The organism is uncultured Ruegeria sp. (genome assembly GCF_947489545.1).
Taxonomy (GTDB): domain Bacteria; phylum Pseudomonadota; class Alphaproteobacteria; order Rhodobacterales; family Rhodobacteraceae; genus Ruegeria.
This window is the reverse complement of the sequence record NZ_CANLDZ010000008.1, coordinates 60,300-82,345: the sequence shown is the minus strand read 5'-3', so window position 1 is coordinate 82,345 and position 22,046 is coordinate 60,300. Positions and strand designations below refer to the sequence as shown.

Sequence of the window (22,046 nt, the reverse complement as noted above, 5' to 3'; positions counted from 1 at the left end):
ACGCGGTGGCGTTGCCTAATGTCGGGGCCGACCGGGACGGGAAGGGCTAAGCATGCTGGCATCCAAACGTATTCTGCTGATCATTGGTGGTGGGATCGCGGCCTACAAATCGCTGGATCTGATCCGGCGGATCAAGGAGCGCGGGGCGACAGTTACCCCGGTTCTGACTCGCGCTGCCGAAGAATTTGTGACACCGCTCTCAGCGTCGGCGCTAGCGGGCGAAAAGGTTTATCGCGCTCTTTTTGATCTGACGGACGAGGCCGAGATGGGGCATATCCAATTGTCTCGCTCCGCTGATCTGATCGTCGTTGCCCCGGCTACTGCAGACATGATGGGCAAAATGGCCGGTGGGCTGGCGAATGATCTGTCCTCAACCTTGCTGATGGCAACGGACACGCCTGTTTTATGTGCTCCAGCGATGAATGTGCGCATGTGGGACCATCCGGCGACTCAGCGCAATCTGGAACAGTTGCAGGGAGATGGCGTGCGGTTTGTCGGCCCCAATGAGGGTGATATGGCCTGTGGCGAGTATGGCCCGGGTCGAATGTCGGAACCATTGGAGATTGTTGCCGCGATCGAAGCGCAGCTTGCGGATGGTCCGCTAAAGGGAAAACGAATTCTCGTCACGTCCGGTCCGACACACGAACCGATCGATCCGGTGCGCTATATTGCCAATCGGTCATCAGGGGCACAGGGTACAGCATTGGCCCGTGCGCTGTCTGCATTGGGCGCCGAGGTGGTGTTCGTCACTGGCCCGGCCGATGTGCCGCCGCCCCAAGGCGTTCAGGTTGTACATGTCGAAACTGCGCAACAAATGTCGAATGCCGTCGATGCAGCATTGCCGGTCGATGCGGGTGTTTTTGCAGCAGCCGTCGCGGATTGGCGTGTGGCCGGTGCGTCGGATCGCAAACTGAAGAAAAGTCGGGATGGGCTGCCATCGCTGGCGTTTTCCGAAAACCCCGACATCCTGAAACGCGTCTCGCATATGGAACAAGGGCGTCCGGCGCTGGTGGTCGGATTTGCCGCCGAGACAAACGACGTTCTTGAAAATGCAACTGCCAAACGGGATCGAAAAGGGTGCGATTGGATCGTAGCCAACGATGTCAGCCCTGCCACTGGTATCATGGGCGGGTCCGAGAATGCTGTTGTCCTGATTTCCAACTCTGGCGCTGAAGAATGGCCGCGCATGGACAAAGACGCCGTGGCTGACCGCCTGGCGCAGAAAATTGCCGAGGCTCTGGCCGGGTGAAGCTTTAAGCCCTGAAAGAAGAGGTAGAGATATGGTCACAATTCGTGTGATCCGCGAAGTGGGCGCTGACGCAAGGGTGGCTTTGCCCGCGTATGAAACGCCCGGTGCGGCCGGTGCAGATGTGCGTGCCAACTTGCCAAATGGCGTATCACTTGTGTTGGAGCCCGGTCAGCGCGCTTTGGTGCCCACCGGTCTGCGGATCGAGATCCCCTTGGGGTACGAAGTTCAGATCCGGCCACGCTCGGGCCTGGCGCTGAAACATGGCATCACACTGCCGAATACTCCGGGCACCATCGACAGCGATTATCGCGGGCCATTGGGGGTTATACTGATGAATGCGGGCGAGGAGCGATTTGAAGTGACCCATGGCGAACGCATCGCTCAGCTTGTGGTGGCCCCGGTCGTGCAGGCGGCTTTCGAGTTGGCTGACACCTTGGGTGAGACCGAGCGCGGAGCGGGTGGTTTCGGCTCCACCGGTCGCGGCTGATGCTTCTGGTTCTGATCCTTGCCGCCGGATTGTGGGGCATCGGGTATATCGCTGGTGTGTCTCGCGCTGCTCGCATGTTGTCGGTTGCCGTTCTGTTGGGCGGGGTCATTTTGGCCCAATTGATCCTGCCGGACGGGCATCCCTTGCGTGAAGCAACAGGTGGGTCTGCCGCCTTGTGGCTGATACTGGCAGGGTTTGTAGTTTTGGTTGTGTTGTACAGTCGTGGATTGAAGGCGCTGCGGAAGCGTGCCGATCAGACTTCGACCCAGAAACCAGACCCACCGTCTGACCGCTTTACCGAAACCGAATTGAACCGCTATGCCCGTCACATCGTGCTTCGCGAATTGGGCGGGCCGGGTCAGAAAAGACTCAAAAAAGCGCGAGTGCTTGTGATCGGCGCGGGCGGGCTGGGGGCACCGGCGCTTCAGTACCTTGCTGCCGGTGGTGTCGGTACGATTGGGGTGATTGATGATGACGTGGTCGAAAATGCCAATCTGCAGCGGCAGGTGATCCATCGCGATGGCAATATCGGAATGCCCAAGGTGTTTTCCGCGCAGCAGGCGATGGAAGCACAAAACCCAAATGTCGTGGTCTTGCCGTATCATCGTCGTCTTGGCGAAGAGATCGCGGCGGATCTATTTGCTGACTTTGATCTGATCCTCGACGGCACCGACAATTTCGAAACGCGCTATCTGGCGAACAGAACTGCGGTGGCAGCGAGAAAGCCGTTGATCTCAGGGGCGTTGTCGCAATGGGAAGGGCAACTGAGTGTCTTTGATCCGGCTAACGGTGCCCCTTGTTATCAGTGCATCTTTCCAGAAGCCCCCGCCGAAGGTCTAGCACCCTCCTGCGCCGAGGCGGGCGTGATTGGACCGCTGCCCGGTGTGGTGGGGTCGATGATGGCGGTTGAGGCGATCAAGGTGATCACGGGCGCAGGTATGGCCTTGCGGGGTGAGATGCTTATTTATGATGCGCTATACGGTGAAAGCCGAAAGATTACGTTGTCGCGCCGCGCCGATTGCCCAATTTGTGGCACCGGGGCGGAATAACTGCGGATCACACTGGATCATCGGATCAAGCCTGCATAGCTATAGGGTCAAAGGAGATCCGAATGACCAACCCGATCCTGTCCGACTGGACCACGCCCTTCGAAATTGCCCCATTTGCCGACATTTCGGATGATGATTTCGCCCCTGCACTGGATCAGGCGATGCAGGCGCATAACGCGCAGATCGATACGATTGCTGAGAACCCGCAGCCGCCCACCTTCGCCAATACCGTCGAAGCGCTTGAGGCCGCCGGCGAGCAATTGGACAAGGTTCTGTCGGTCTTTTTCACCATCGCCGGTGCAGACAGCAACGCGAAGCGCGAAGAATTGCAGCGCGCGTTTTCACCGAAACTGTCGGCGCATTTTTCAGGCATTTCTTCGAACAAAGCGCTGTTTCAGCGGGTTGCGGATTTGTGGGACCAGCGGGATGAACTAGAGTTGAGCGATGAGCAGGCCCGTGTCCTGATGTTGACCCACCGGGGATTTGTCCGCGCGGGTGCCGCATTGCAAGGCGATGACGATGCCAGGATGCAGGATATCAAGTCGCGCCTTGCGTCGCTGGGTACGTCCTTCACGCAAAACCTGTTGGCGGATGAGCGTGATTGGTACATGGATTTGTCCGAAGATGATCTGCAGGGTTTACCGGATTTCGTCACCGACGCGGCACGGTCTGCGGGTCAGGAAAAAGGGGCGGACGGGGCAGTCGTCACACTTTCGCGGTCGTTGATTGTACCTTTCCTGCAATTTTCACCACGTCGCGACCTGCGGGAAAAGGCCTATCGCGCCTGGGCTGCGCGCGGTGCAAATGGTGGAGAGACGGACAACCGCGCCATTGCCGCGGAAATCCTGGCATTGCGTCAGGAACGGGCGAAGCTGTTGGGTTACGAGAGTTTTGCCGAATACAAGCTTGAAACTGAAATGGCCCGCTCGCCTGATCGGGTTCGCGATCTGTTGATGCAGGTGTGGGGGCCTGCCAAATCCCGTGCAGATGCGGATGCAGCTCTTTTGACACAGATGATGCAGGATGATGGCATCAATGGCCCGCTCGAAGCATGGGACTGGCGATACTATGCAGAGAAACGCCGGAAGGCCGAGCACGATTTGGATGAAGCGGTTTTGAAACCCTACCTGCAACTCGATAGGATGATCGAGGCCTCTTTTGCCTGCGCTAACCGTTTGTTTGGTTTGGAGTTTGCACCGCTGGATGTGCCACTCTATCACTCGGATTGTCGCGCATGGGAGGTGACTCGGAACGGGCGTCATGTTGCGGTGTTCATTGGGGATTACTTTGCGCGTGGCTCAAAGCGGTCTGGTGCTTGGTGCAGTGCGATGCGGGCACAAGCGAAGTTTCCAAAGGAACAAGCCTCCGTCGTCATCAACGTCTGCAACTTCGCCAAGGGCGACCCTGCGCTGCTGTCTTATGATGATGCGCGCACGCTGTTTCACGAATTCGGCCACGCCTTACACCAGATGTTGTCCAACGTGACCTATGAAAGCATCTCGGGCACAAGTGTTGCGCGCGATTTTGTTGAACTGCCCAGCCAGCTTTACGAGCACTGGCTTGAAGTGCCTGAAGTTCTGGCCGAATTCGCAACCCATGCGGAAACCGGCGAGCCGATGCCGCAAGAGATGCTGGATAAGGTTCTGAAAGCCGCGAATTTCGATCAAGGATTCCAGACTGTGGAATACGTTGCTTCGGCCTTGGTTGATCTGGCGTTTCACGAGGGCGACGCGCCAGCGGACCCAATGGCGAAGCAAACTGAGGTTCTTGCTGAAATCGGGATGCCGCAGGCGATCGGTATGCGCCATGCGACGCCGCATTTCGCCCATGTCTTTGCAGGTGATGGCTATAGTTCAGGGTACTATAGCTATATGTGGTCCGAAGTTATGGATGCGGATGCTTTCGCGGCGTTTGAAGAGGCCGGAGGCGCCTTTGATCCGGAACGTGCCAAGGCGCTTGAGGAGAGCATTCTCTCGACGGGCGGATCGCGTGAGGCAGAAGACTTGTATCTCGCATTCCGTGGCCGGTTGCCCGGCGTAGAGGCACTGCTCAAAGGGCGCGGGCTGATCGCGGCGTAAGCAAACCAGGCCGTCAGTATCCCAGCTGGCGGTCCACCAGATGCAGAAACGGCTCGCCTGATTCACCCCTGCGAATGTTCTCGCAAATCACCTGTGCGGCGGTGAAAGGACGCGTTTCCGACGCGATATGCGGCGTGACGGTCACGTTGGGATGTGCCCAATACGGGTGCTCGGGCGGTAACGGTTCTACCCGGAACACATCCAGCGTCACATGGCCAATCTGACCCGAGTTCAAAGCCATGAGCAGGGCGTCATCATCGATAAGCGGGCCGCGCCCCGGGTTGATGATCTGCGCGCCCTCGGGAAGTAAAGCCAAGGTTTCAGCATTCATCGTGTTTTCCGTCGCTGGTGTGTCAGGCAGCAACAGCACGACAATTACGGCTTGAGACAGTGCGGATTTCAGCCCGTCTGCTCCATGCAGGCATGTCACGCCGGGAATGTCCTTGGGGGTTCGGCTCCACCCGATGACCTGAAAGTTCAAGGCGGCCAGGGATTGGACGGCAGCCTGGCCCAATGCACCCAAACCCAGCACGCAAACGCAGCGCTCGGTGGCCAAAGGTGGCGCGTCCGGGGTCCAGGTACCATCCTGAACGGTGATGTGATTGTCCATCCCAAGGTGGTAGCGCAGAACATGGCCAACGACCCACTCGGTCATGCCCTGGGTTAACCCGTGATCCACCATGCGCGCCAATGGAACGGTCAGCGTTTCATTGCCAGCAATGGCCTCGACTCCCGCCCAAAGGCTGAGTACCGCCTTGAGGCGCGTCAGCGGTGTGAAATCCTGTAGACCGCCGTTCGGGGCATAGACAACATAATCCACCTGATCCGGCTCAAACTCGGTCGACAGTTCAAAGTCCAGTCCGGCATCATTCAGACCTTTGGTCAACAGCGGTTCGTACACGGGCCAAAGGGCTGGGCGCGCGGAAAACAGAACGTTCACGGGCATTGAGGGCCTTTCAGATCAACGAGGGCGGTGAATATGGGCGCTTTGCACAATGCCGAAGGCCGCCATCAGAACCAGCATCGCCGACCCGCCATAGCTGACCATGGGCAGTGGGACGCCGACGACCGGGGCTAGCCCCATAACCATCGACATGTTGACGGCGAAGAACAGGAAGAAGTTTAGCGAAATGCCCAATGTCACCAGAGACGAGAACCGGTCCCGGGTCGACAAAGCCGTCACCAGACAGAAAACCAGGATCAGCGTGTAGAGCACCAACAGAGTAATCCCGCCGACAAATCCAAACTCTTCGGCTAGCGTTGTGAAGATGAAGTCTGTGTGCTTTTCGGGCAAGAAGTTGAGGCGCGATTGCGTGCCTTGCATGAACCCACGCCCGTTCCAGCCACCTGATCCCAAAGCGATTTTAGATTGCGTAATGTGATAGCCCGCGCCCAATGGATCTGTGGATGGGTCCAGAAACGTGTCAATGCGCCGAAACTGGTAGTCTTTGAGCAATTGCCACTCGGTGCCCCGACTGTTGAACACGGTTGCAATCAAGCCGACGACGGCGGCAATGACAGCGGCGAAATAGGCCCAATGGACGCCGGCCAGGAACATCAGTCCTCCGCCTGCGGCCAACAACAGGATTGAAGTGCCAAGGTCAGGTTGGCGTAATACCATGAAGGTTGGGATCAGGATGAGGATAACTGGAATGATGACCCACAGCGGTCGCGATGTTTTGTAAGACGGCAGCCAGTCGTAATAGGCCGCCAGCAGCATGACCAGCGTGATTTTCATCACCTCGGAAGGTTGTAGGCGCATGAATCCAAGGTCAATCCAGCGCTGAGCGCCCATCCCGACGGTCCCGAACAGCTCGACAAAAACCAGCAACGCGATCGCGCCGAGATAGGCCAATACAGACATGTTCCGCCAGAACCAGATCGGTACCAATGCGATGATGAACATCACCGCCAGTCCAAGACCAAACCGTTCCATTTGCGGTTCGGCCCATGGCAACCATGATCCGCCAGCTACTGAATACAGCATCAGGAACCCGGCGCAGGCCGCACTGATCAATAGCAGCGTCAGCGGCCAGTTCATGTACAGGAATTTGCGAAACCCGGATGGTGTGGACTTGACCGCATATTCAAGATAGCTCATGCGCGGTCCTTGTCGTCAGGTCGCGCTTTGGGGCGACGATCACCCTCCAACCGTTTTTGTTGTTCCTTGATGCGTTCTCGGTCACCTGCTGGATAGGCGTCGAGCGGAGGTGTTCCTTCGTAAAGCGCCTGCAACATGATATCCCGCGCGACAGGGGCGGCCGCTTTGGAGCCACCGCCGCCATGTTCAACAACCACAGCAACTGCGTATTTAGGGTTGTCATAGGGCGCGAAACTGACGAACAGTGCGTGGTCGCGACGTTCCCATGGCAAATCTTCGTTACGGATCACGCCTGCGGCGCGTTCGGCTTTCGTGATGTTGCGCACCTGGCTGGTGCCGGTTTTGCCCGCCATTCGGAATTCATCGGCGATGATGCGGCTGCGATAGGCCGTGCCCCGGCGGCTATTAGAAACCGAGAACATGGCCTTGCGCACCTGATCCAGGTTGAACCGGTTGATTTCCAGTGGCTCACCCGCGCCGGATGGTTGTTCAATCCCATCGACCGAACGCACCAAACGGGGCGATACTGCCCGTCCGGTTGCGATGCGAGCCGTCATGACCGCCAGTTGCAACGGTGAAGCCAGCATGAACCCCTGACCGATTGAGGCATTTGCGGTGTCGCCGACCAGCCAATCTTCACCGTGTACCCGCCGTTTCCATTCCTGATTTGGTGCTAAGCCCGCTGCGACTGCGGACATGGGGATGTCGTGTTTCACACCCAGACCAAGCTTGCGTGCCATTTCGGATATCTTGTCGATCCCAACGCGCAGAGCAACGTCATAGTAGTAGACATCGCAACTGCGTTTCAGCGAAAGCTCCAGATCGACCGTGCCGTGTCCGCCGCGTTTCCAACAGTGGAACCGTCGGCTACCGACTTTCAGATAACCGGGGCAATAGACCGTGTTGCTGGGACCAACCACACCGGCTTCAAGTGCGGCCAACGCGGTGACCATCTTGAAGGTCGATCCTGGCGGGTACGTGCCCTGCACGGTTTTATTGGCCAGCGGGCGGTACTTGTCTTGCGTCAGCGTCTGATAATCTGCGACCGATATCCCCCGAACAAAAAGGTTCGGATCAAAGCTGGGGGCCGAACTGATGGCCCGGATATCACCTGTTTCGCAATCCAGAACAACAGCCGCTGCGCTTTCGCCAGCCAGTCTGGCCTGTGCGTATTCCTGAAGGTCGGCATCAATCGACAATTGGAGGTCAGCACCCGGTTGACCTTCTTGTCGGTCCAGTTCGCGCATCACGCGGCCCGTGGCGTTGACCTCCACCCGTTTTGCACCGGCTTTACCACGCAATGCGGTTTCCTGTTTGGCTTCCAGTCCGACCTTGCCAATTTGGAAACGGGGAATATGAAGCACCGGCTCGGGGTCGTTGATCTGGCTCAGATCATAATCGCTGACTGGGCCGACATACCCTACGATGTGGGCGAAATCTTCGTAACTGGGGTATTGTCGCGTCAGGCCGACCTCGGGTGTGACACCCGGCAAGGCTGGTGTATTGACGGCGACCTTTGATATATCTTCCCAGGTCACCTGATCAGCCAGAGTGACCGGCAGGAAGGGTGCTGATCGGCGCATCTCGGTCCGCGCACGGTCGATCTCATCGTCATTCAAAGGTATCAGCTCAGATAGCTTTGCAATCACTTTATCCAAGTCGCCGGCATCTTCGCGCACGATAACGATGCGATAGGATGGCGTGTTTTGACCTATGACCTGCCCGTTCCGGTCATAAATCCGTCCGCGCGTTGGAGGGATCAGACGAATGTTGATACGGTTTTCTTCTGCCAGAAGACGATACTGGTCGGCCTGATCCACCTGCATGAACCGCATGCGCGCGGCCAGCCCACCAATGAAAGCAGCTTGCAACCCGCCCAATATCAGCGCGCGACGCGGCAGACGCTTGTGGGCGAGGCCTTTGGGTTTGGTTTGACGGTTCTTCATGCCCGGGATCCTACCGTACTGGCATCGGCTGCGGAAACGCGCCGCACACCAAACATGCTTTGGCTTAGTAATACAATCGCTGGGTATGCAATAACCGTAAGCACCAATTGGATGGCGACAGGCCCCACAGCAGATTGTTCAACCGAGAAGAGAGACAGAGTAATCCGGTTCGCAAGGAATACCGCGGTGATTACCACACCAACCGATATCCATTCCCCGACGAAGCCCGCGTCCCGCATGCCGGGTGCTGCTGAACGCATATAAGACAGGCCAAGCACAACCAGCGCGGCCAATAAACCTGGTGGGCGCTGTAACAACAAATCCGCCAAAAGCATGACTGCCGCTACCAGAAGGGTCGGAACATAATCGGGGCGCCGCACTACCCAGGCAAAGGTGATCGCAATCAGAATATCGGGGAACGGCCAACGATCCGGTTGCGTATCTAGAGGTAGTAGGTGCAAAAACAGGATGAAAACCGCAAGTAGCACGTAAAGTGCGCGCATGCTCCAAAGATGTGAGACGGCTTTATCCATCGCCTGCCTCCTCTGGGGCGAGGGCTGCTTCGGGGCGTTCCGGCCCGACTATGCCCCCGGGGTCACGGATTAACGGCGCCGCATTGTATCGTAGCACGCGTAAAAACTCTAACCGTTCAAAATCAGCCGAAAGGCGCACGCGCAGCCGTCCGCCGGGGTCGACAGAAATCTGACCAATTAGCAAACCTGCCGGAAAAACACCGCCATCGCCTGACGTGATCACACGGTCGCCGGGGCGGACAAGTTCGCGGTTCTCCAGAAACTCAACGGCCGGAGCAGGCGTGTTGTCCCCTGCTATCAGTGCCGTTTGTCCCGAAGGTTGAATAGTGGCGGGAATGGCGCTGGACGCATCGGTCACTAAAATGACCCGAGAGGTATCCGAACCGACGCCTGAAATGCGACCTACCAGCCCGATGCCGTCCATCGTGGCCCATCCATCTACGATCCCGTCCCGCTCACCTACATTGAGCACTACAGATTGCCGGAAGGGCGATCCGCTGTCTGCCATCACAACACCGGTGATATAGGTCAGGCGCGGATCCAGGCGCACGTTGTTCAGATCCAGCAGTCTGGCATTCTCTTGCTCCAACTGCAGCGCGGCCTCTTTCCATGCGCGCATCAGGCGCAGCTCGCTGCGCAATTCCTGGTTTTGCTCGCTTAAACGCTGATAGCTTTGGAAATCGCGTACCAGATTGACGGTGGCTGTGACCGGCACCATTGCCCATTCCATCGAAGGGACAACGGTATCCACCACTTGCGCGCGGAAGCGTTCGACACGCGGGCTGTCGATACGCCAAACGACAAAGATTCCCAGCAGGCACAGCACAACGATCCCCAGGAACAAGCGGCGCAAGGGGGTCGTGTAGTCATCGCGCTGTGATCGGTCTTTTGCCACAGGACTCCTTCCCGTGTTGCTCGCGCCCGATATTCTACCCTCGTCTCAGAGGGTGCGCGCCTTAGCTTTCGTAGTCAATCGCGTGGCGCAGTTGTTTTTCGTATTCTAATGCCTTACCGGTGCCCAAAGCCACACAATTCAGGCTTTCATCGGCAATCGAAACCGCCAGACCGGTCTGCTCGCGCAGAGCCAGATCCAAATCACCCAGCAAGGCACCGCCGCCTGTTAGCATGACGCCACGGTCCACGATGTCTGCGGCAAGATCGGGCGGCGTAGTCTCCAAGGCGGTCATCACGGCTTCGCAAATCTGCTGGACAGGTTCGGATAACGCTTCTGCGACCTGAGCCTGGCTGATCTCGATTTCCTTCGGCACGCCGTTCAATAAGTCACGGCCACGAATGTGCATGGACTGACCGCGCCCATCGTCGGGCATGCGGGCGGTTCCGATGGTGGTTTTGATCCGTTCTGCGGTGGATTCACCGACCAGCAGGTTCTGTTGGCGACGCAGATACGAAATGATGGCCTCGTCCATCCGGTCGCCCCCAACGCGAACCGAGCGGGCGTACACGATATCGCCCAGCGACAAGACCGCAACTTCGGTAGTACCGCCACCGATATCGACGACCATGTTCCCGGTCGGATCGGTGATGGGCATACCGGCGCCAATCGCAGCAGCGATAGGCTCAGCGATCAATCCCGCGCGGCGGGCACCAGCGGACAGAACCGACTGACGGATCGCGCGTTTTTCAACAGGCGTTGCGCCATGGGGGACGCAAACAATGATCTTGGGTTTCGAGAATGTAGACCGCTTGTGCACTTTGCGGATGAAGTGCTTGATCATTTCCTCGGCGGTGTCAAAGTCGGCAATGACCCCTTCACGCATCGGGCGGATGGCCTCGATCGAGCCAGGTGTGCGGCCCAGCATCAACTTGGCGTCTTCGCCTACGGCCAGAACTTTCTTCACACCATCCTTGACATGATATGCAACTACTGAAGGTTCAGAAAGGATCACACCGCGCCCTTTGACATATACCAGAGTGTTGGCCGTGCCGAGGTCGATTGCCATGTCCGCTGTGAACAGGCCGCCCAGATTGTCAAAGATCCCCATGTTTCCCCTGATCCTGTCTGTCAGATGTTTTCTACTGCCCGCGACTCGACGGTTCCGGGACGGATGACTTATAGGGTGCCAACTCGCCCGGTAAAAGGGCTGATTCTGCGGTAATCAGCACCTTTTCGCCTCATTGGTAGGGACTTTAGAAGGCAACATGCTCTCATATCAACACATTTACCACGCAGGAAATCTGGCCGATGTCCAAAAGCACACATTACTGGCATGGGCACTGTCCTACCTGACACAAAAAGACAAACCGCTGAGCTATGTTGAAACACATGCCGGGCGCGGCCTGTATCGTCTGGATTCTGACGAGGCGCTGAAGACCGGCGAGGCTGCGGCGGGTATCGAAAGGGTTCAGCGCGAAGACTGGTTCGAAGCAAACCATCCGCTTGCCCGCGCCATCTCTGCCATTCAGGCCCGATTTGGCGAGGCCTATTATCCAGGCTCTCCTGTGATCGCGGCCAATCTGCTTAGGCCGCAAGACAGTTTGCACGTTGCAGAGTTGCATCCGCAGGAGCATGCGGCCCTGGCGCGGGCTCTGACATCAGGAAATGCAAAGGTTTACAAACAAGATGGGTATGAACTCGCCCAGTCCCTGCTGCCACCTACGCCCCGTCGAGGGATGGTTTTAATTGACCCCAGCTATGAGATGAAGTCGGAGTATGCCCAATTGCCAGGCATCATCAATAAGCTTCACCGTAAATGGAATGTTGGCGTAATTGCTCTGTGGTATCCGATTTTGACCGACAACCGGCATTTGCAAATGAGTGCTGAACTGAAAAAAATGCACTTGCCCAGAATTTTGCAGCACGAAGTAATGTTCTCAGCAGCGCGGCAGGGGCACGGTATGATCGGGTCCGGGATGTTTGTGGTCAATGCTCCGTTCGGGTTGGACGAAGAAGCGACCCGTTTGTCACGACTGTTTGAGAACCTCTGAACCAAACGCTGGTTTCCAAGGACCTCCCGCCTCGATCGCCCGCATCACACATGCCGTTAACCGAGTTGGGCCCGGCACCGCGCTATTGCGCGGTGCCGGGCCTAAAGCCGATAAGCGGTTCGGCGCAGCCGAACTACTGCGGGTGCGGGAGCGTTGCCCGCCGTTTTGTCAGGTCAGGTCTTTGTAGCTGATTTCGCGCGCGTCAGTGCCTGGGCCCGACTTCTCACGCCGCATGATGAGGCGGTTCAACGCATGTATATACGCTTTGGCCGAGGCCACAACGGTATCCGTGTCAGCAGATTGGCCGGTGGCGATCATGCCATCTTCTTCCAAACGCACCGAAACAGTCGCCTGCGCATCCGTTCCTTCGGTAACCGCATGCACTTGATAGAGCTGCAGATGAGCCTCGTTCGGATAGATTGCCTGAATTGCTTTGAAGGTCGCATCCACCGGGCCGTCGCCATGCTCGGTCGCGATGACATCCTTGCCGACCATCTCTAACTCGACGGTGGATTCAGCCTGTCCACCGGTGCCACAAGTGACTTTCATCGACACCAGCTGAAGGTAGTCATCAGCCTCGTCAAGGGTCATCAACGCGATCAGATCGTCGTCGAACACTTCTTTCTTGCGGTCGGCCAGATCCTTAAACCGGACAAAGATATCCTTGAGCTGGTTATCCCCAAGATCAAAGCCCAGCGTATTCAGCTTGTCGCGTAATGCGGCCCGACCCGAGTGCTTGCCCAAAGGCAGAGATGTGCCTGACAGGCCGATATCTTCAGGGCGCATGATCTCAAAATTCTCGCGGTTCTTAAGCATCCCGTCCTGATGAATGCCGCTTTCATGGGCAAAGGCGTTCTTGCCCACGATCGCTTTGTTGAACTGCACGTTGAAGCCCGACACGGTCGCCACGCGGCGCGAGATGTGCATGATCTTGGTGGTATCGATGCCGGTGTTCCATGGCATGATGTCGTTGCGGGTGCGCAGTGCCATTACCACCTCCTCCAACGCAGTGTTGCCGGCACGTTCGCCCAGACCGTTGATCGTGCATTCGATCTGGCGCGCGCCACCGGCCACGGCTGCCAGCGAGTTGGCAGTCGCCATGCCAAGGTCATTGTGGCAATGAGTGGCAAACACAACCTCATCAGCGCCAGGAACCGTTTCGATCAGGCGCTTGATCAAATCGGCCGACTCCATCGGGGCTGTATAGCCCACTGTGTCAGGAATATTGATCGTTGTGGCACCTGCTTTGATCGCGATCTCGATGACTCGGCACAGGTAATCCCACTCGGTTCGTGTCGCGTCCATTGGCGACCACTGCACGTTTTCGCACAGGTTGCGGGCGTGGCTGACCGTGTCGTGGATCTTCTGGGCCATTTCGTCCTGTGTCAGATTCGGAATGGCGCGGTGCAGCGGAGAGGTTCCGATGAACGTATGAATACGGTTCTGCTCGGCGTGTTTTACCGCGTCCCAGCAACGTTCGATATCGGCGAAGTTGGCGCGGGCAAGGCCGCAGATGCGGCTGTTCTTCGACCGTTCGGCAATCTCTGAAACGGCCTTGAAGTCACCTTCGGAGGCGATGGGAAACCCAGCTTCGATAATGTCGACGCCCATTTCATCCAGCAGCTCGGCAATCTCAAGCTTTTCGTCATGGGTCATCGTTGCGCCCGGGCTTTGCTCGCCGTCGCGCAAAGTGGTGTCAAAGATCAAGACGCGGTCTTGGTCGGTCACGTTTGTCATGGGGGTCACTTTCTATTCTGTCCTAATGCCTATGGCGCGCCGGCGTCCTCCTCTGAGCGGGCGCGCCGGATGGCACGCTCAGAGGCGGATTAGGATCAGTAGGCCACGCAGGTCGGCACCGCAAAACGCGGCGTCGGCAAAAGGGATATCTGCGCGGTTGATCATGGGGCAGAATGTATACAGAGCCGGCCGAGAATGAAAAGAACCAAATTACAACTGAACACTTTGGAAGTGCTTTCTTTTGCAATGGCATTGATTGGCCGGTGTTGACTGCTAATTCGGCTGGTATGAAATCTGCACTTATCATCGGCGCATCCGGCGGAATTGGCACGGCCATTTGTCACCAGCTTGAGGCGCAAGGCACTGCGGTGACCCGCTTGTCGCGGTCTTGCGACGGGTTTGACCTGACAGATCCAGACACGGCGGTGAAGATGTTGGATCAGCTGACAGGAGCTTTCGATTTGGTCCTGGTTGCGTCGGGAGCGCTGGAGATCAACGGCGCTGTGCCTGAGAAATCCATGCGGGCGGTTTCGGCGCAGGCAATGATGGACCAATTCGCACTGAACGCAGTTGGGCCTGCCTTGGTACTCAGCCGGGCGCAGCGTTTGCTGCCACGCGATGAGCGCTCGGTGCTTGCGGTGCTTTCAGCCCGGGTCGGATCGATTGGCGACAATCAAATCGGGGGATGGGTCAGCTATCGTGCAGCTAAGGCTGCCGTGAATCAAATCGTCCACACGGCTGCTATCGAGCTAGTGCGGACGCATCAGCAAGCTATCTGTGTGGCGTTGCATCCCGGGACTGTGAAAACGGTCTTTACGCAGAAATATCTTGGACGACATCCGGCGGTCGAAGCGGAAGACGCTGCGCGGAACCTTTTGGGCGTGATCGACACACTGACGCCTGCGGATACTGGCGGCTTCTTCGATTGGGCCGGGAAACGCATTCCCTGGTGATGATCTAACCGTCAGAAGGGGTTGCCGCGTCACGATCGTCTTCTGACGCAGCTTCCGGCTCGGTTGCAGGGGTGTTGGGTTCTGCTGAAGATTGGGTCGGGAGGACCCCGTTTTCCCAAACGCCGGTTTCTTCTTGCCCATTGGCGTAACGCATCGTTCCGCTGCCCTGTCGCTTGTTGTCAACAAAGTTGCCTTCGTACACGTCGCCGTTCGAATAGGTGGCTGTTCCGGCACCGGTTATTTTACCTTCGGACCAGTCGCCGGTATATCTAAAACCGTCAGGAGTAGCAATTTCGCCCTGACCGTGTCTCTGACCGTTCAAGAAGTCCCCGGTATAGACTGTGCCGTCAGAATAGGTCGCCTTACCTTTGCCCTGACGCGTGCCTTCGATCCAATCCCCGTCATAGGTCGACCCATTCGCTCGGGTCATAATTCCCTTGCCGTGGCTTTGGGCGTTTTTGAACTGGCCTTTGTAGATCACACCATTGGAATAGGTCGCTGTGCCTTGGCCTTCAATAACCCCGGCGATCCAGTCGCCGTCATAGGTTGATCCATCGGGATAGGTTATACGACCGTTTCCTTCGGCCAGATCTGCCCTGAAATCACCGACATAGACAGACCCGTCAGGATAGCTGACCTCTCCCAGGCCTTCGATCTGGCCCTGGTTCCAGTCACCAGTGTAGATGAAGCCGTCCGTTCCGGTGAAGGTTCCTTTGCCGTGGCGCAGGTCGTCTTCGAAATCGCCTTCATACACATCCCCGTCGGAATAGGTTGTCTTGCCTTTGCCTTGCCTCCGGCCGTTGACCAATTCGCCTTCGTATACGTCACCATTTGGCTGGGTCAGGCGTCCGGTGCCGTTGATCCTGTCCTGCTGCCAGGCGCCGGTGTACGCCATGCCATCAGGCATCGTCAGCGTACCCTGACCGACACGTTGCCCTGCCGCGACCTCGCCTTCGTAAACGCCGCCTTCGGGGTACGTGATCTTGCCCTTGCCTTGTTTGATACCGTCCACCCAATCGCCGTCATAGGCGTGACCATCGGAACTGGTCAGCACCCCCTGGCCATGATGGCGCGCATTTTGAAAGCCGCCTTCATACCGCATCCCGTTCGCATATTGGGCAACGCCAGAGCCATTGATGGCACCGTTGGCCCATTCGCCGTCATAAGTGCTGCCATCGGCATAGATGATCTTGCCTTGCCCTTCGGGCTGTCCTTTAGCGAACGTCCCTTCGTAGACCGAGCCATCCGGATAGCGCGTGACACCTTGCCCCTGAATTTCGCCCTCGACCCACTGGCCCGTGTATTCAAATCCGCTGGGCAGGCGATAGGTTCCGGTTCCGTGGCGCAGGCCATTCTGGAATGTACCTTCATAGACGCCGCCGACCTCGTCATCCTTAACGATGACTGTCCCGTCTTGCGCGAAAGCAGTGGTCGCCGCCAAAGTCAAAATCCCAGCGGCAATCGAGTTGCGGATCAGTTTCATTTTTGTTCCTGCCTGCCCAGTCATCACTGTGTGCTTCCTTTTGCGCAAAACTAGGGTACCGCCGAGGGCAGAGCAACGGCTTTTGCCGCATTGGCCTTTCACTCGCGGTGCGATCTGCTAAATGGCAATAGGACTGACGAGGACAAGAGGGCAGGATGGCTGACCGTTTCCGCATCACTCTAGCGCAGCTCAACCCTGTTGTAGGGGATATCGAGGGCAACGCGGCCAAGGCATTCTTGGCATGGGAACAGGCGCGCGCGGCGGGTGCCGATCTTGTCGCGCTGCCCGAGATGTTCATCACCGGGTACAACACCCAGGATCTGGTTATGAAGCCGGTGTTTCACCGGGCGGCGATGGACGCGATCGAAGCGTTGGCCAAGCGCTGTGCCGATGGGCCAACGATGGCGATTGGTGGGCCGTGGGTTGAAGATGACAGCCTGTACAATGCCTATCTGATCCTCAAGGGCGGGCGGGTTGCCAGCAAGGTGTTGAAGCATCATCTGCCGAATGAAACTGTGTTCGACGAGGTGCGGCTCTATGATGCCGGTCCACTTGGTGGGCCATATTCTGTGGGGAATTCCCGAATTGGCAGCCCAATCTGCGAAGATGGCTGGCACCCAGATGTAGCAGAAACCTTGGAAGAGACCGGGGCCGAGTTTCTGTTGATTCCCAATGGCTCGCCCTATTTTCGGGACAAGTATGATGTGCGGCTAAATCATATGGTTGCGCGTGTGGTCGAGACCGGATTGCCGGTAATCTACCTGAATATGGTGGGTGGGCAGGACGATCAGGTCTTTGATGGGGCGACATTTGGGATAAACCCGGGTGGTGCGCTTGCCTTCCGGATGCCGGTCTTTGACGAAGCCATAACAGAAGTAGATCTTGAACGCAGTGAAGAGGGCTGGCGGATCGTGCCGTCCGATATTGTGCCGCAACCGGACGCGTTGGAGCAAGACTACCGCGCGATGGTGCAGTCGCTACGGGACTACATGGGTAAGACCGGGTTCAAAAAGGCATTGCTGGGCCTTTCGGGTGGTGTCGATTCCGCCTTGGTCGCTGCAATTGCAGTGGATGCTATCGGGGCTGAAAACGTTCGCTGTGTGATGTTGCCATCCGAGTACACAAGCCAGGCGTCGCTGGACGATGCCGAGGCCGTCGCCAAGGCGCTGGGCGTGCAGTATGACTTTGTGCCGATCTCGAACAGTCGCGCAGCTGTGACCGAAACTTTGGCGCCTTTGTTTGCCGGCCATGACGCAGATATTACCGAGGAAAACATCCAGTCGCGCTTGCGCGGTTTGATGTTGATGGCGATCTCGAACAAGTTTGGCGAAATGTTGCTGACCACCGGGAATAAATCCGAGGTTGCGGTTGGGTATGCCACAATCTATGGCGATATGAATGGTGGCTACAATCCGATCAAGGACCTGTACAAGACCCGTGTGTTCGAAACCTGTCGCTGGCGCAACGCCCATCACCGTAACTGGATGAGGGGACCCGAGGGTGAGGTCATTCGTCCGTCAGTTATCGACAAGCCGCCAAGCGCGGAGTTGCGTGAAGACCAAAAAGACAGCGACAGCCTGCCGGACTATCAGGTTCTTGATGGAATTCTCGAAATCCTTGTTGATCAAGATGGCTCGATCGCCGATTGCGTTGCCGCAGGTTTTGACAAAACCGATGCCCGTCGCGTCGAACATCTGATCTATGTCAGCGAGTACAAGCGGTTTCAGTCAGCGCCCGGAACGCGACTGACCAGTCGCGCGTTTTGGTTGGACCGACGCTATCCGATCGTGAATCGCTGGCGTGATCGCAATTGAGGCACTTTTGTTTGTTTCGAATTTGAATACAGTTCACCTATCACTCATCCAACTGTATCGGCAAGTGCCTGAAATTATGCCGATAAACAGGGTCCGAGGACTCGTAAGGCTTGTTTTGCCGACACGTTTCTGCCACATTTGTGCTTGAAATTTGCCCAATGTGGGGCGGATGCGACGCATTCCTGTTGAGTTCTCAGGGTTCTGACAAACGGTTTTTGTTCGAGTGTGACGCATCCGGTGTTGGTTGTCTGAGTTAATGGTTTGGTGGTAAAATGTACGAGGAATATGATCAGTCTCTTCACTCGCCTTTGAGATGGCGGACGATGGAATCTCCGGCCCAAGAGCTGGATGAGGACAAACTGGACGCGGACATCGCTGATCTTATTGGTGCTCAAATGTCCGAAGAAGAGAAGTCTGAAGCGTTGGTTCGTCCTGAATTTCCCTCTCTCATACCGCAGGAAGATGTAGCGGCGCACGACGCCGAGAAGGTAACCGGGTTGTCAGGGGCGCTGCGTCAGAAATGGGCTGAGCTGTCTGGCGCTGCGTAAAAAGCGCTGACTGAGACTGGTACCAGTCGCCGTATTGCGGCGATCAAAGAGGTTCAATCACTATAAACACTGTTGGGCTCTGGTCGTTTGGCCGAGAAGAAATGTCCCTGCGCTTATTTGCGCAGGGATTCATTTGACTGAAATCCGACCGATCACGACTTTAGAACCGGGTCTGGCCTGGCGTTTCAGCGGGCACTAGCCCATCATCTGATAACTGACGGGCACGAAGCGGAACCCGTCGCCGCGGCTTTCTACATAACCAGCAGCTGGGAATGGCATGTGATAGCCGATCATGGGCACCTTGTCGGCTGCGAGCAGGCCCAGAACATTGCGCCGTGACTCTGTGGCTGCCGCTTTGTCCATATCAAAACGGACCTCCCACTCCGGATGGGCAAAAGACCAGACGTAGTGGTTGGCCAAATCCGCGGTCAGGATAAGGCGCTGACCGTTGCTTTCCAGATGATACACCATGTGACCTGGTGTGTGTCCAAACGCGGCCATTGCGGTGACACCAGAAACCACATCGCCGCCATCTTCGATGAACGTCATCTTTTCAGCCAGCGGAGTCACCTTTGCTGCAACCAGATCGCCTACACGGTTGCCCGCCTCCTGAGCGGCCCAGAAATCATATTCGGATGCTGCGGTGATGCAACGGGCGTTTGGGAAGGTCGGCGCGTCATCAGTGGTCATGCCGCCGATATGGTCGGGATGCATATGGGTCAGGACCACAATGTCGATCTGATCCGGGGTGACACCTGCATCCGCCAGCGCAGCTTGTATGCCACCCTGTCCAAGTCCGGTGTCGAACAAAACCATCTTGGCACCGGTGTTGACCAGTGTCGGTGTAAAGAAGAACTGAGCCACGTCAGGCGAGATGAAATTGTCCGCTGACACTTTGGCAAAGTCTTCGTCCGACGCGCCACCACCGAAAATCTCCTGAGCGCCGTCGCGTGGGAGGCTACCATCCAAAAGTGTCGTGACGGTGAAATCGCCAATTTGGAAGGACTTTGCGATTGTTGAGTTTGCTTTGCTGTCGGATCCTGCGGCGAAAACAGGTGCCGCTGCGGATGCGAATGGTAAGGCTGCTGCGGCTCCCAACGCCGCTCGGCGTGTCAAATTTATAGTCATTTCTACTTCTCCCTGTCTGAGCACCATGGAAAGAATTAGGTCAGCGTAAGACCCTGACCACATTATACCCGCATTAGATGGGCTGTCTGGATGAACATTACGTGTTAAATTTTGTTCATGGTACAATCTCCGAACAAGACAATGCCAACGGATCAAAGCGTCGACAGCTTTCTGTCGGCCGTTCAACCACAAGCCAAAGCCGAGGATGCGCAAGTACTGGATGCGCTGTTCCGCAAAACGACCGGGTTTGAGCCGGTCTTGTGGGGCCCCTCAATCGTTGGGTATGGCCGATATCACTATAGATACAAATCCGGGCGCGAGGGGGTGCATCTCGCCACTGGGTTCTCTCCGCGCAAGGCTGCGCATTCCATCTATATCATGCCGGGCTATGCCGACTTCAGTCATATTCTGTCGAGGTTGGGAAAGCACAAACACGGCAAGTCATGCCTCTATGTAAAAAAGCTGGCAGATGTCGATCTTGACGTCCTGTCCGAGCTGATCCAGGCCGGGTTGGAGGATTTGGCGCAGAAGTGGTCGGTTGAGCCGACCTGACGGCTTCGGCTGGACAAAACCATGTCCATGTGACAAGAGCCGCGCCAACAGGAGACTCCCATGACCACCACCCGTTTTGCCCCGTCACCCACCGGTTACATCCATGTGGGCAACCTGCGCACCGCCCTGATGAATTACCTGATCGCCAGAAAGGCAGGTGGTACATTCATCCTGCGCATCGACGACACCGATCCAGAGCGGTCGAAAGAAGAATATGTCGATGCCATCAAGCAGGACATGGAATGGTTGGGCTTGCACTGGGATCGGGTCGAGCGTCAGTCGGAACGTCTGGACCGTTATGCAGAAGCCGCTGACAAGCTGCGCAAGATGGGTCGCTTCTACGAGGCGTTTGAGACGCCCACCGAACTGGACCTGAAGCGCAAGAAGCAGCTGAACATGGGTAAGCCGCCGGTTTATGATCGCGCCGCTCTGAACCTGTCGGACGCCGAAAAAGAGTCGCTGCGGGCCGAGCGTGGCAATGGCGTGTGGCGCTTCAAACTGGATCACGAACGGATTGAATGGAATGACGGCATTCTGGGCGACATCTCGATCGATGCCGCGTCGGTGTCCGATCCGGTTCTGATCCGCGGGGACGGTCAGGTTCTCTATACGATTGCTTCGGTGGTGGATGATACCGAAATGGGCGTGACGGATGTGGTGCGCGGCTCGGACCATGTGACCAATACCGCGACACAGATTCAGATCATCAAGGCACTTGGCGGACAATACCCGCGCTTTGCCCACCACTCGCTGCTGACCGGTCCGCAGGGTGAGGCGTTGTCGAAACGGCTAGGCGCGCTGGCTTTGCGTGACCTGCGCGAACAGGGTGTGCAGCCGATGGCTTTGTTGAGCCTGATGGCGCGTCTGGGCTCGTCCGATCCAGTCGAGCTGCGGTCCGATATGGCTGAATTGATCGACGGGTTCGACGTCGCACGATTTGGATCGGCACCAACCAAATTCGACGTTCAAGACCTTTTCCCGCTGACCGCAAAGCACCTGCAGTCGCTACCTTTATCCGACGTTAAGGACGCGGTTGCCGGCGCTGGTGTTCCTGCAGATCTGGCCGAGCCGTTTTGGGCAATGGCACGCGAGAACATCACCACTCTGAGCGACCTCAAGGGCTGGTGGGAGTTGTGCCGGGACGGTGCAGAACCTATGATCGCCGATGAGGACAGAGACTTTATCGCCGAAGCCATAGCGCTTTTGCCCGAAGGGCCTTTCGATGGTGACACCTGGGCTGTTTGGACCCAAGCGGTGAAAGAAGCGACTGGGCGCAAAGGCAAGAGCTTGTTCATGCCGCTACGCAAAGCGTTGACCGGCATGGAACGAGGCCCAGAGATGGCGACTTTATTACCGTTGCTGCAGGTGATCCGGGCGCGCGGGTAAGCTTAGATTAAACCGCAGAATTGAACATTAAGCCGGGCTGCAAAGCCCGGTCTTCT

19 protein-coding genes are annotated in these 22,046 nt (G+C 57.1%); 10 read left to right on the top strand and 9 right to left on the bottom strand.

The window, feature by feature from the left end; all coding sequences use genetic code 11:
* Window positions 1-52 precede the first annotated feature (52 nt).
* From coaBC to Q1B13_RS12770, 4 genes are all read left to right on the top strand, one after another.
* The gene (gene coaBC / locus Q1B13_RS12785; RefSeq protein WP_299080816.1) at window positions 53-1,249 is read left to right on the top strand and encodes a bifunctional phosphopantothenoylcysteine decarboxylase/phosphopantothenate--cysteine ligase CoaBC; all 1,197 of its coding nucleotides are present in this window, start codon (window positions 53-55) and stop codon (window positions 1,247-1,249) included.
* Window positions 1,250-1,280: 31 nt separating this feature from the next.
* On the top strand, window positions 1,281-1,736 hold the full coding sequence (gene dut / locus Q1B13_RS12780; protein ID WP_299080820.1) for a dUTP diphosphatase: 456 nt from the start codon (window positions 1,281-1,283) through the stop codon (window positions 1,734-1,736).
* Window positions 1,736-2,785 carry a molybdopterin-synthase adenylyltransferase MoeB gene (locus Q1B13_RS12775; RefSeq protein WP_299080822.1) on the top strand — a complete coding sequence of 350 codons (1,050 nt, stop codon included), beginning with the start codon at window positions 1,736-1,738 and terminating at the stop codon, window positions 2,783-2,785. Before dut ends, Q1B13_RS12775 begins: the two co-directional genes overlap by 1 nt.
* A gap of 62 nt (window positions 2,786-2,847) precedes the next feature.
* Window positions 2,848-4,863, top strand: a complete 2,016-nt coding sequence (locus Q1B13_RS12770) for a M3 family metallopeptidase (protein ID WP_299080825.1) — start codon at window positions 2,848-2,850, stop codon at window positions 4,861-4,863.
* A gap of 13 nt (window positions 4,864-4,876) precedes the next feature.
* On the opposite strand, the gene Q1B13_RS12765 is transcribed toward Q1B13_RS12770, so the two are convergent.
* The 6 genes from Q1B13_RS12765 to Q1B13_RS12740 all read right to left on the bottom strand — a co-directional run bounded on the left by Q1B13_RS12765 (window position 4,877) and on the right by Q1B13_RS12740 (window position 11,446).
* A complete protein-coding gene (locus Q1B13_RS12765; RefSeq protein WP_299080828.1) occupies window positions 4,877-5,809 on the bottom strand; it encodes a glyoxylate/hydroxypyruvate reductase A in 933 nt (310 codons plus the stop codon).
* A 15-nt stretch (window positions 5,810-5,824) separates the two neighbouring features.
* Entirely contained in the window at window positions 5,825-6,964 is a 1,140-nt protein-coding gene (rodA, locus tag Q1B13_RS12760) for a rod shape-determining protein RodA (protein WP_299080831.1), read from the bottom strand.
* Entirely contained in the window at window positions 6,961-8,910 is a 1,950-nt protein-coding gene (mrdA, locus tag Q1B13_RS12755; RefSeq protein WP_299080834.1) for a penicillin-binding protein 2, read from the bottom strand. Before mrdA ends, rodA begins: the two co-directional genes overlap by 4 nt.
* Window positions 8,907-9,443 carry a rod shape-determining protein MreD gene (locus Q1B13_RS12750; RefSeq protein ID WP_298935263.1) on the bottom strand — a complete coding sequence of 179 codons (537 nt, stop codon included), beginning with the start codon at window positions 9,441-9,443 and terminating at the stop codon, window positions 8,907-8,909. Before Q1B13_RS12750 ends, mrdA begins: the two co-directional genes overlap by 4 nt.
* Entirely contained in the window at window positions 9,436-10,338 is a 903-nt protein-coding gene (gene mreC, locus Q1B13_RS12745) for a rod shape-determining protein MreC (RefSeq protein WP_299080836.1), read from the bottom strand. The genes Q1B13_RS12750 and mreC overlap by 8 nt, the downstream gene beginning before the upstream one ends.
* 61 nt (window positions 10,339-10,399) lie before the next feature.
* Window positions 10,400-11,446 (bottom strand): rod shape-determining protein, encoded by a 1,047-nt coding sequence (locus Q1B13_RS12740; RefSeq protein ID WP_005978801.1) that lies wholly within the window; start codon window positions 11,444-11,446, stop codon window positions 10,400-10,402.
* Window positions 11,447-11,603: 157 nt separating this feature from the next.
* Here Q1B13_RS12740 and Q1B13_RS12735 point away from each other — a divergent pair, with 157 nt between their 5' ends.
* On the top strand, window positions 11,604-12,389 hold the full coding sequence (locus Q1B13_RS12735) for a 23S rRNA (adenine(2030)-N(6))-methyltransferase RlmJ (protein WP_299080839.1): 786 nt from the start codon (window positions 11,604-11,606) through the stop codon (window positions 12,387-12,389).
* A 168-nt stretch (window positions 12,390-12,557) separates the two neighbouring features.
* Here the strand turns inward: Q1B13_RS12735 and Q1B13_RS12730 are convergent, their stop codons facing one another.
* On the bottom strand, window positions 12,558-14,126 hold the full coding sequence (locus Q1B13_RS12730) for a 2-isopropylmalate synthase (protein ID WP_299080841.1): 1,569 nt from the start codon (window positions 14,124-14,126) through the stop codon (window positions 12,558-12,560).
* Between the two features lie 287 nt (window positions 14,127-14,413).
* On the opposite strand from Q1B13_RS12730, the gene Q1B13_RS12725 reads away from it, so the two are divergent.
* The gene (locus Q1B13_RS12725; protein ID WP_299080844.1) at window positions 14,414-15,079 is read left to right on the top strand and encodes an SDR family NAD(P)-dependent oxidoreductase; all 666 of its coding nucleotides are present in this window, start codon (window positions 14,414-14,416) and stop codon (window positions 15,077-15,079) included.
* Between the two features lie 4 nt (window positions 15,080-15,083).
* Here the strand turns inward: Q1B13_RS12725 and Q1B13_RS12720 are convergent, their stop codons facing one another.
* On the bottom strand, window positions 15,084-16,562 hold the full coding sequence (locus tag Q1B13_RS12720) for a 2-isopropylmalate synthase (protein WP_299080847.1): 1,479 nt from the start codon (window positions 16,560-16,562) through the stop codon (window positions 15,084-15,086).
* 155 nt (window positions 16,563-16,717) lie between these two features.
* Here Q1B13_RS12720 and Q1B13_RS12715 point away from each other — a divergent pair, with 155 nt between their 5' ends.
* Together Q1B13_RS12715 and Q1B13_RS12710 are read left to right on the top strand one after the other, a co-directional pair.
* Window positions 16,718-18,376: an NAD+ synthase gene (locus Q1B13_RS12715; RefSeq protein WP_299080850.1), complete on the top strand. Its 1,659-nt coding sequence runs from the start codon at window positions 16,718-16,720 to the stop codon at window positions 18,374-18,376.
* Window positions 18,377-18,699: 323 nt separating this feature from the next.
* Window positions 18,700-18,924, top strand: a complete 225-nt coding sequence (locus tag Q1B13_RS12710; RefSeq protein ID WP_299080853.1) for a hypothetical protein — start codon at window positions 18,700-18,702, stop codon at window positions 18,922-18,924.
* Window positions 18,925-19,119: 195 nt separating this feature from the next.
* Here the strand turns inward: Q1B13_RS12710 and Q1B13_RS12705 are convergent, their stop codons facing one another.
* Entirely contained in the window at window positions 19,120-20,052 is a 933-nt protein-coding gene (locus Q1B13_RS12705) for an MBL fold metallo-hydrolase (protein WP_299080856.1), read from the bottom strand.
* Between the two features lie 141 nt (window positions 20,053-20,193).
* Here Q1B13_RS12705 and Q1B13_RS12700 point away from each other — a divergent pair, with 141 nt between their 5' ends.
* A complete protein-coding gene (locus Q1B13_RS12700) occupies window positions 20,194-20,604 on the top strand; it encodes a DUF1801 domain-containing protein (protein WP_299080859.1) in 411 nt (136 codons plus the stop codon).
* Window positions 20,605-20,664: 60 nt separating this feature from the next.
* Window positions 20,665-21,990 carry a glutamate--tRNA ligase gene (gene gltX, locus Q1B13_RS12695; RefSeq protein WP_299080862.1) on the top strand — a complete coding sequence of 442 codons (1,326 nt, stop codon included), beginning with the start codon at window positions 20,665-20,667 and terminating at the stop codon, window positions 21,988-21,990.
* Window positions 21,991-22,046: the final 56 nt, after the last annotated feature.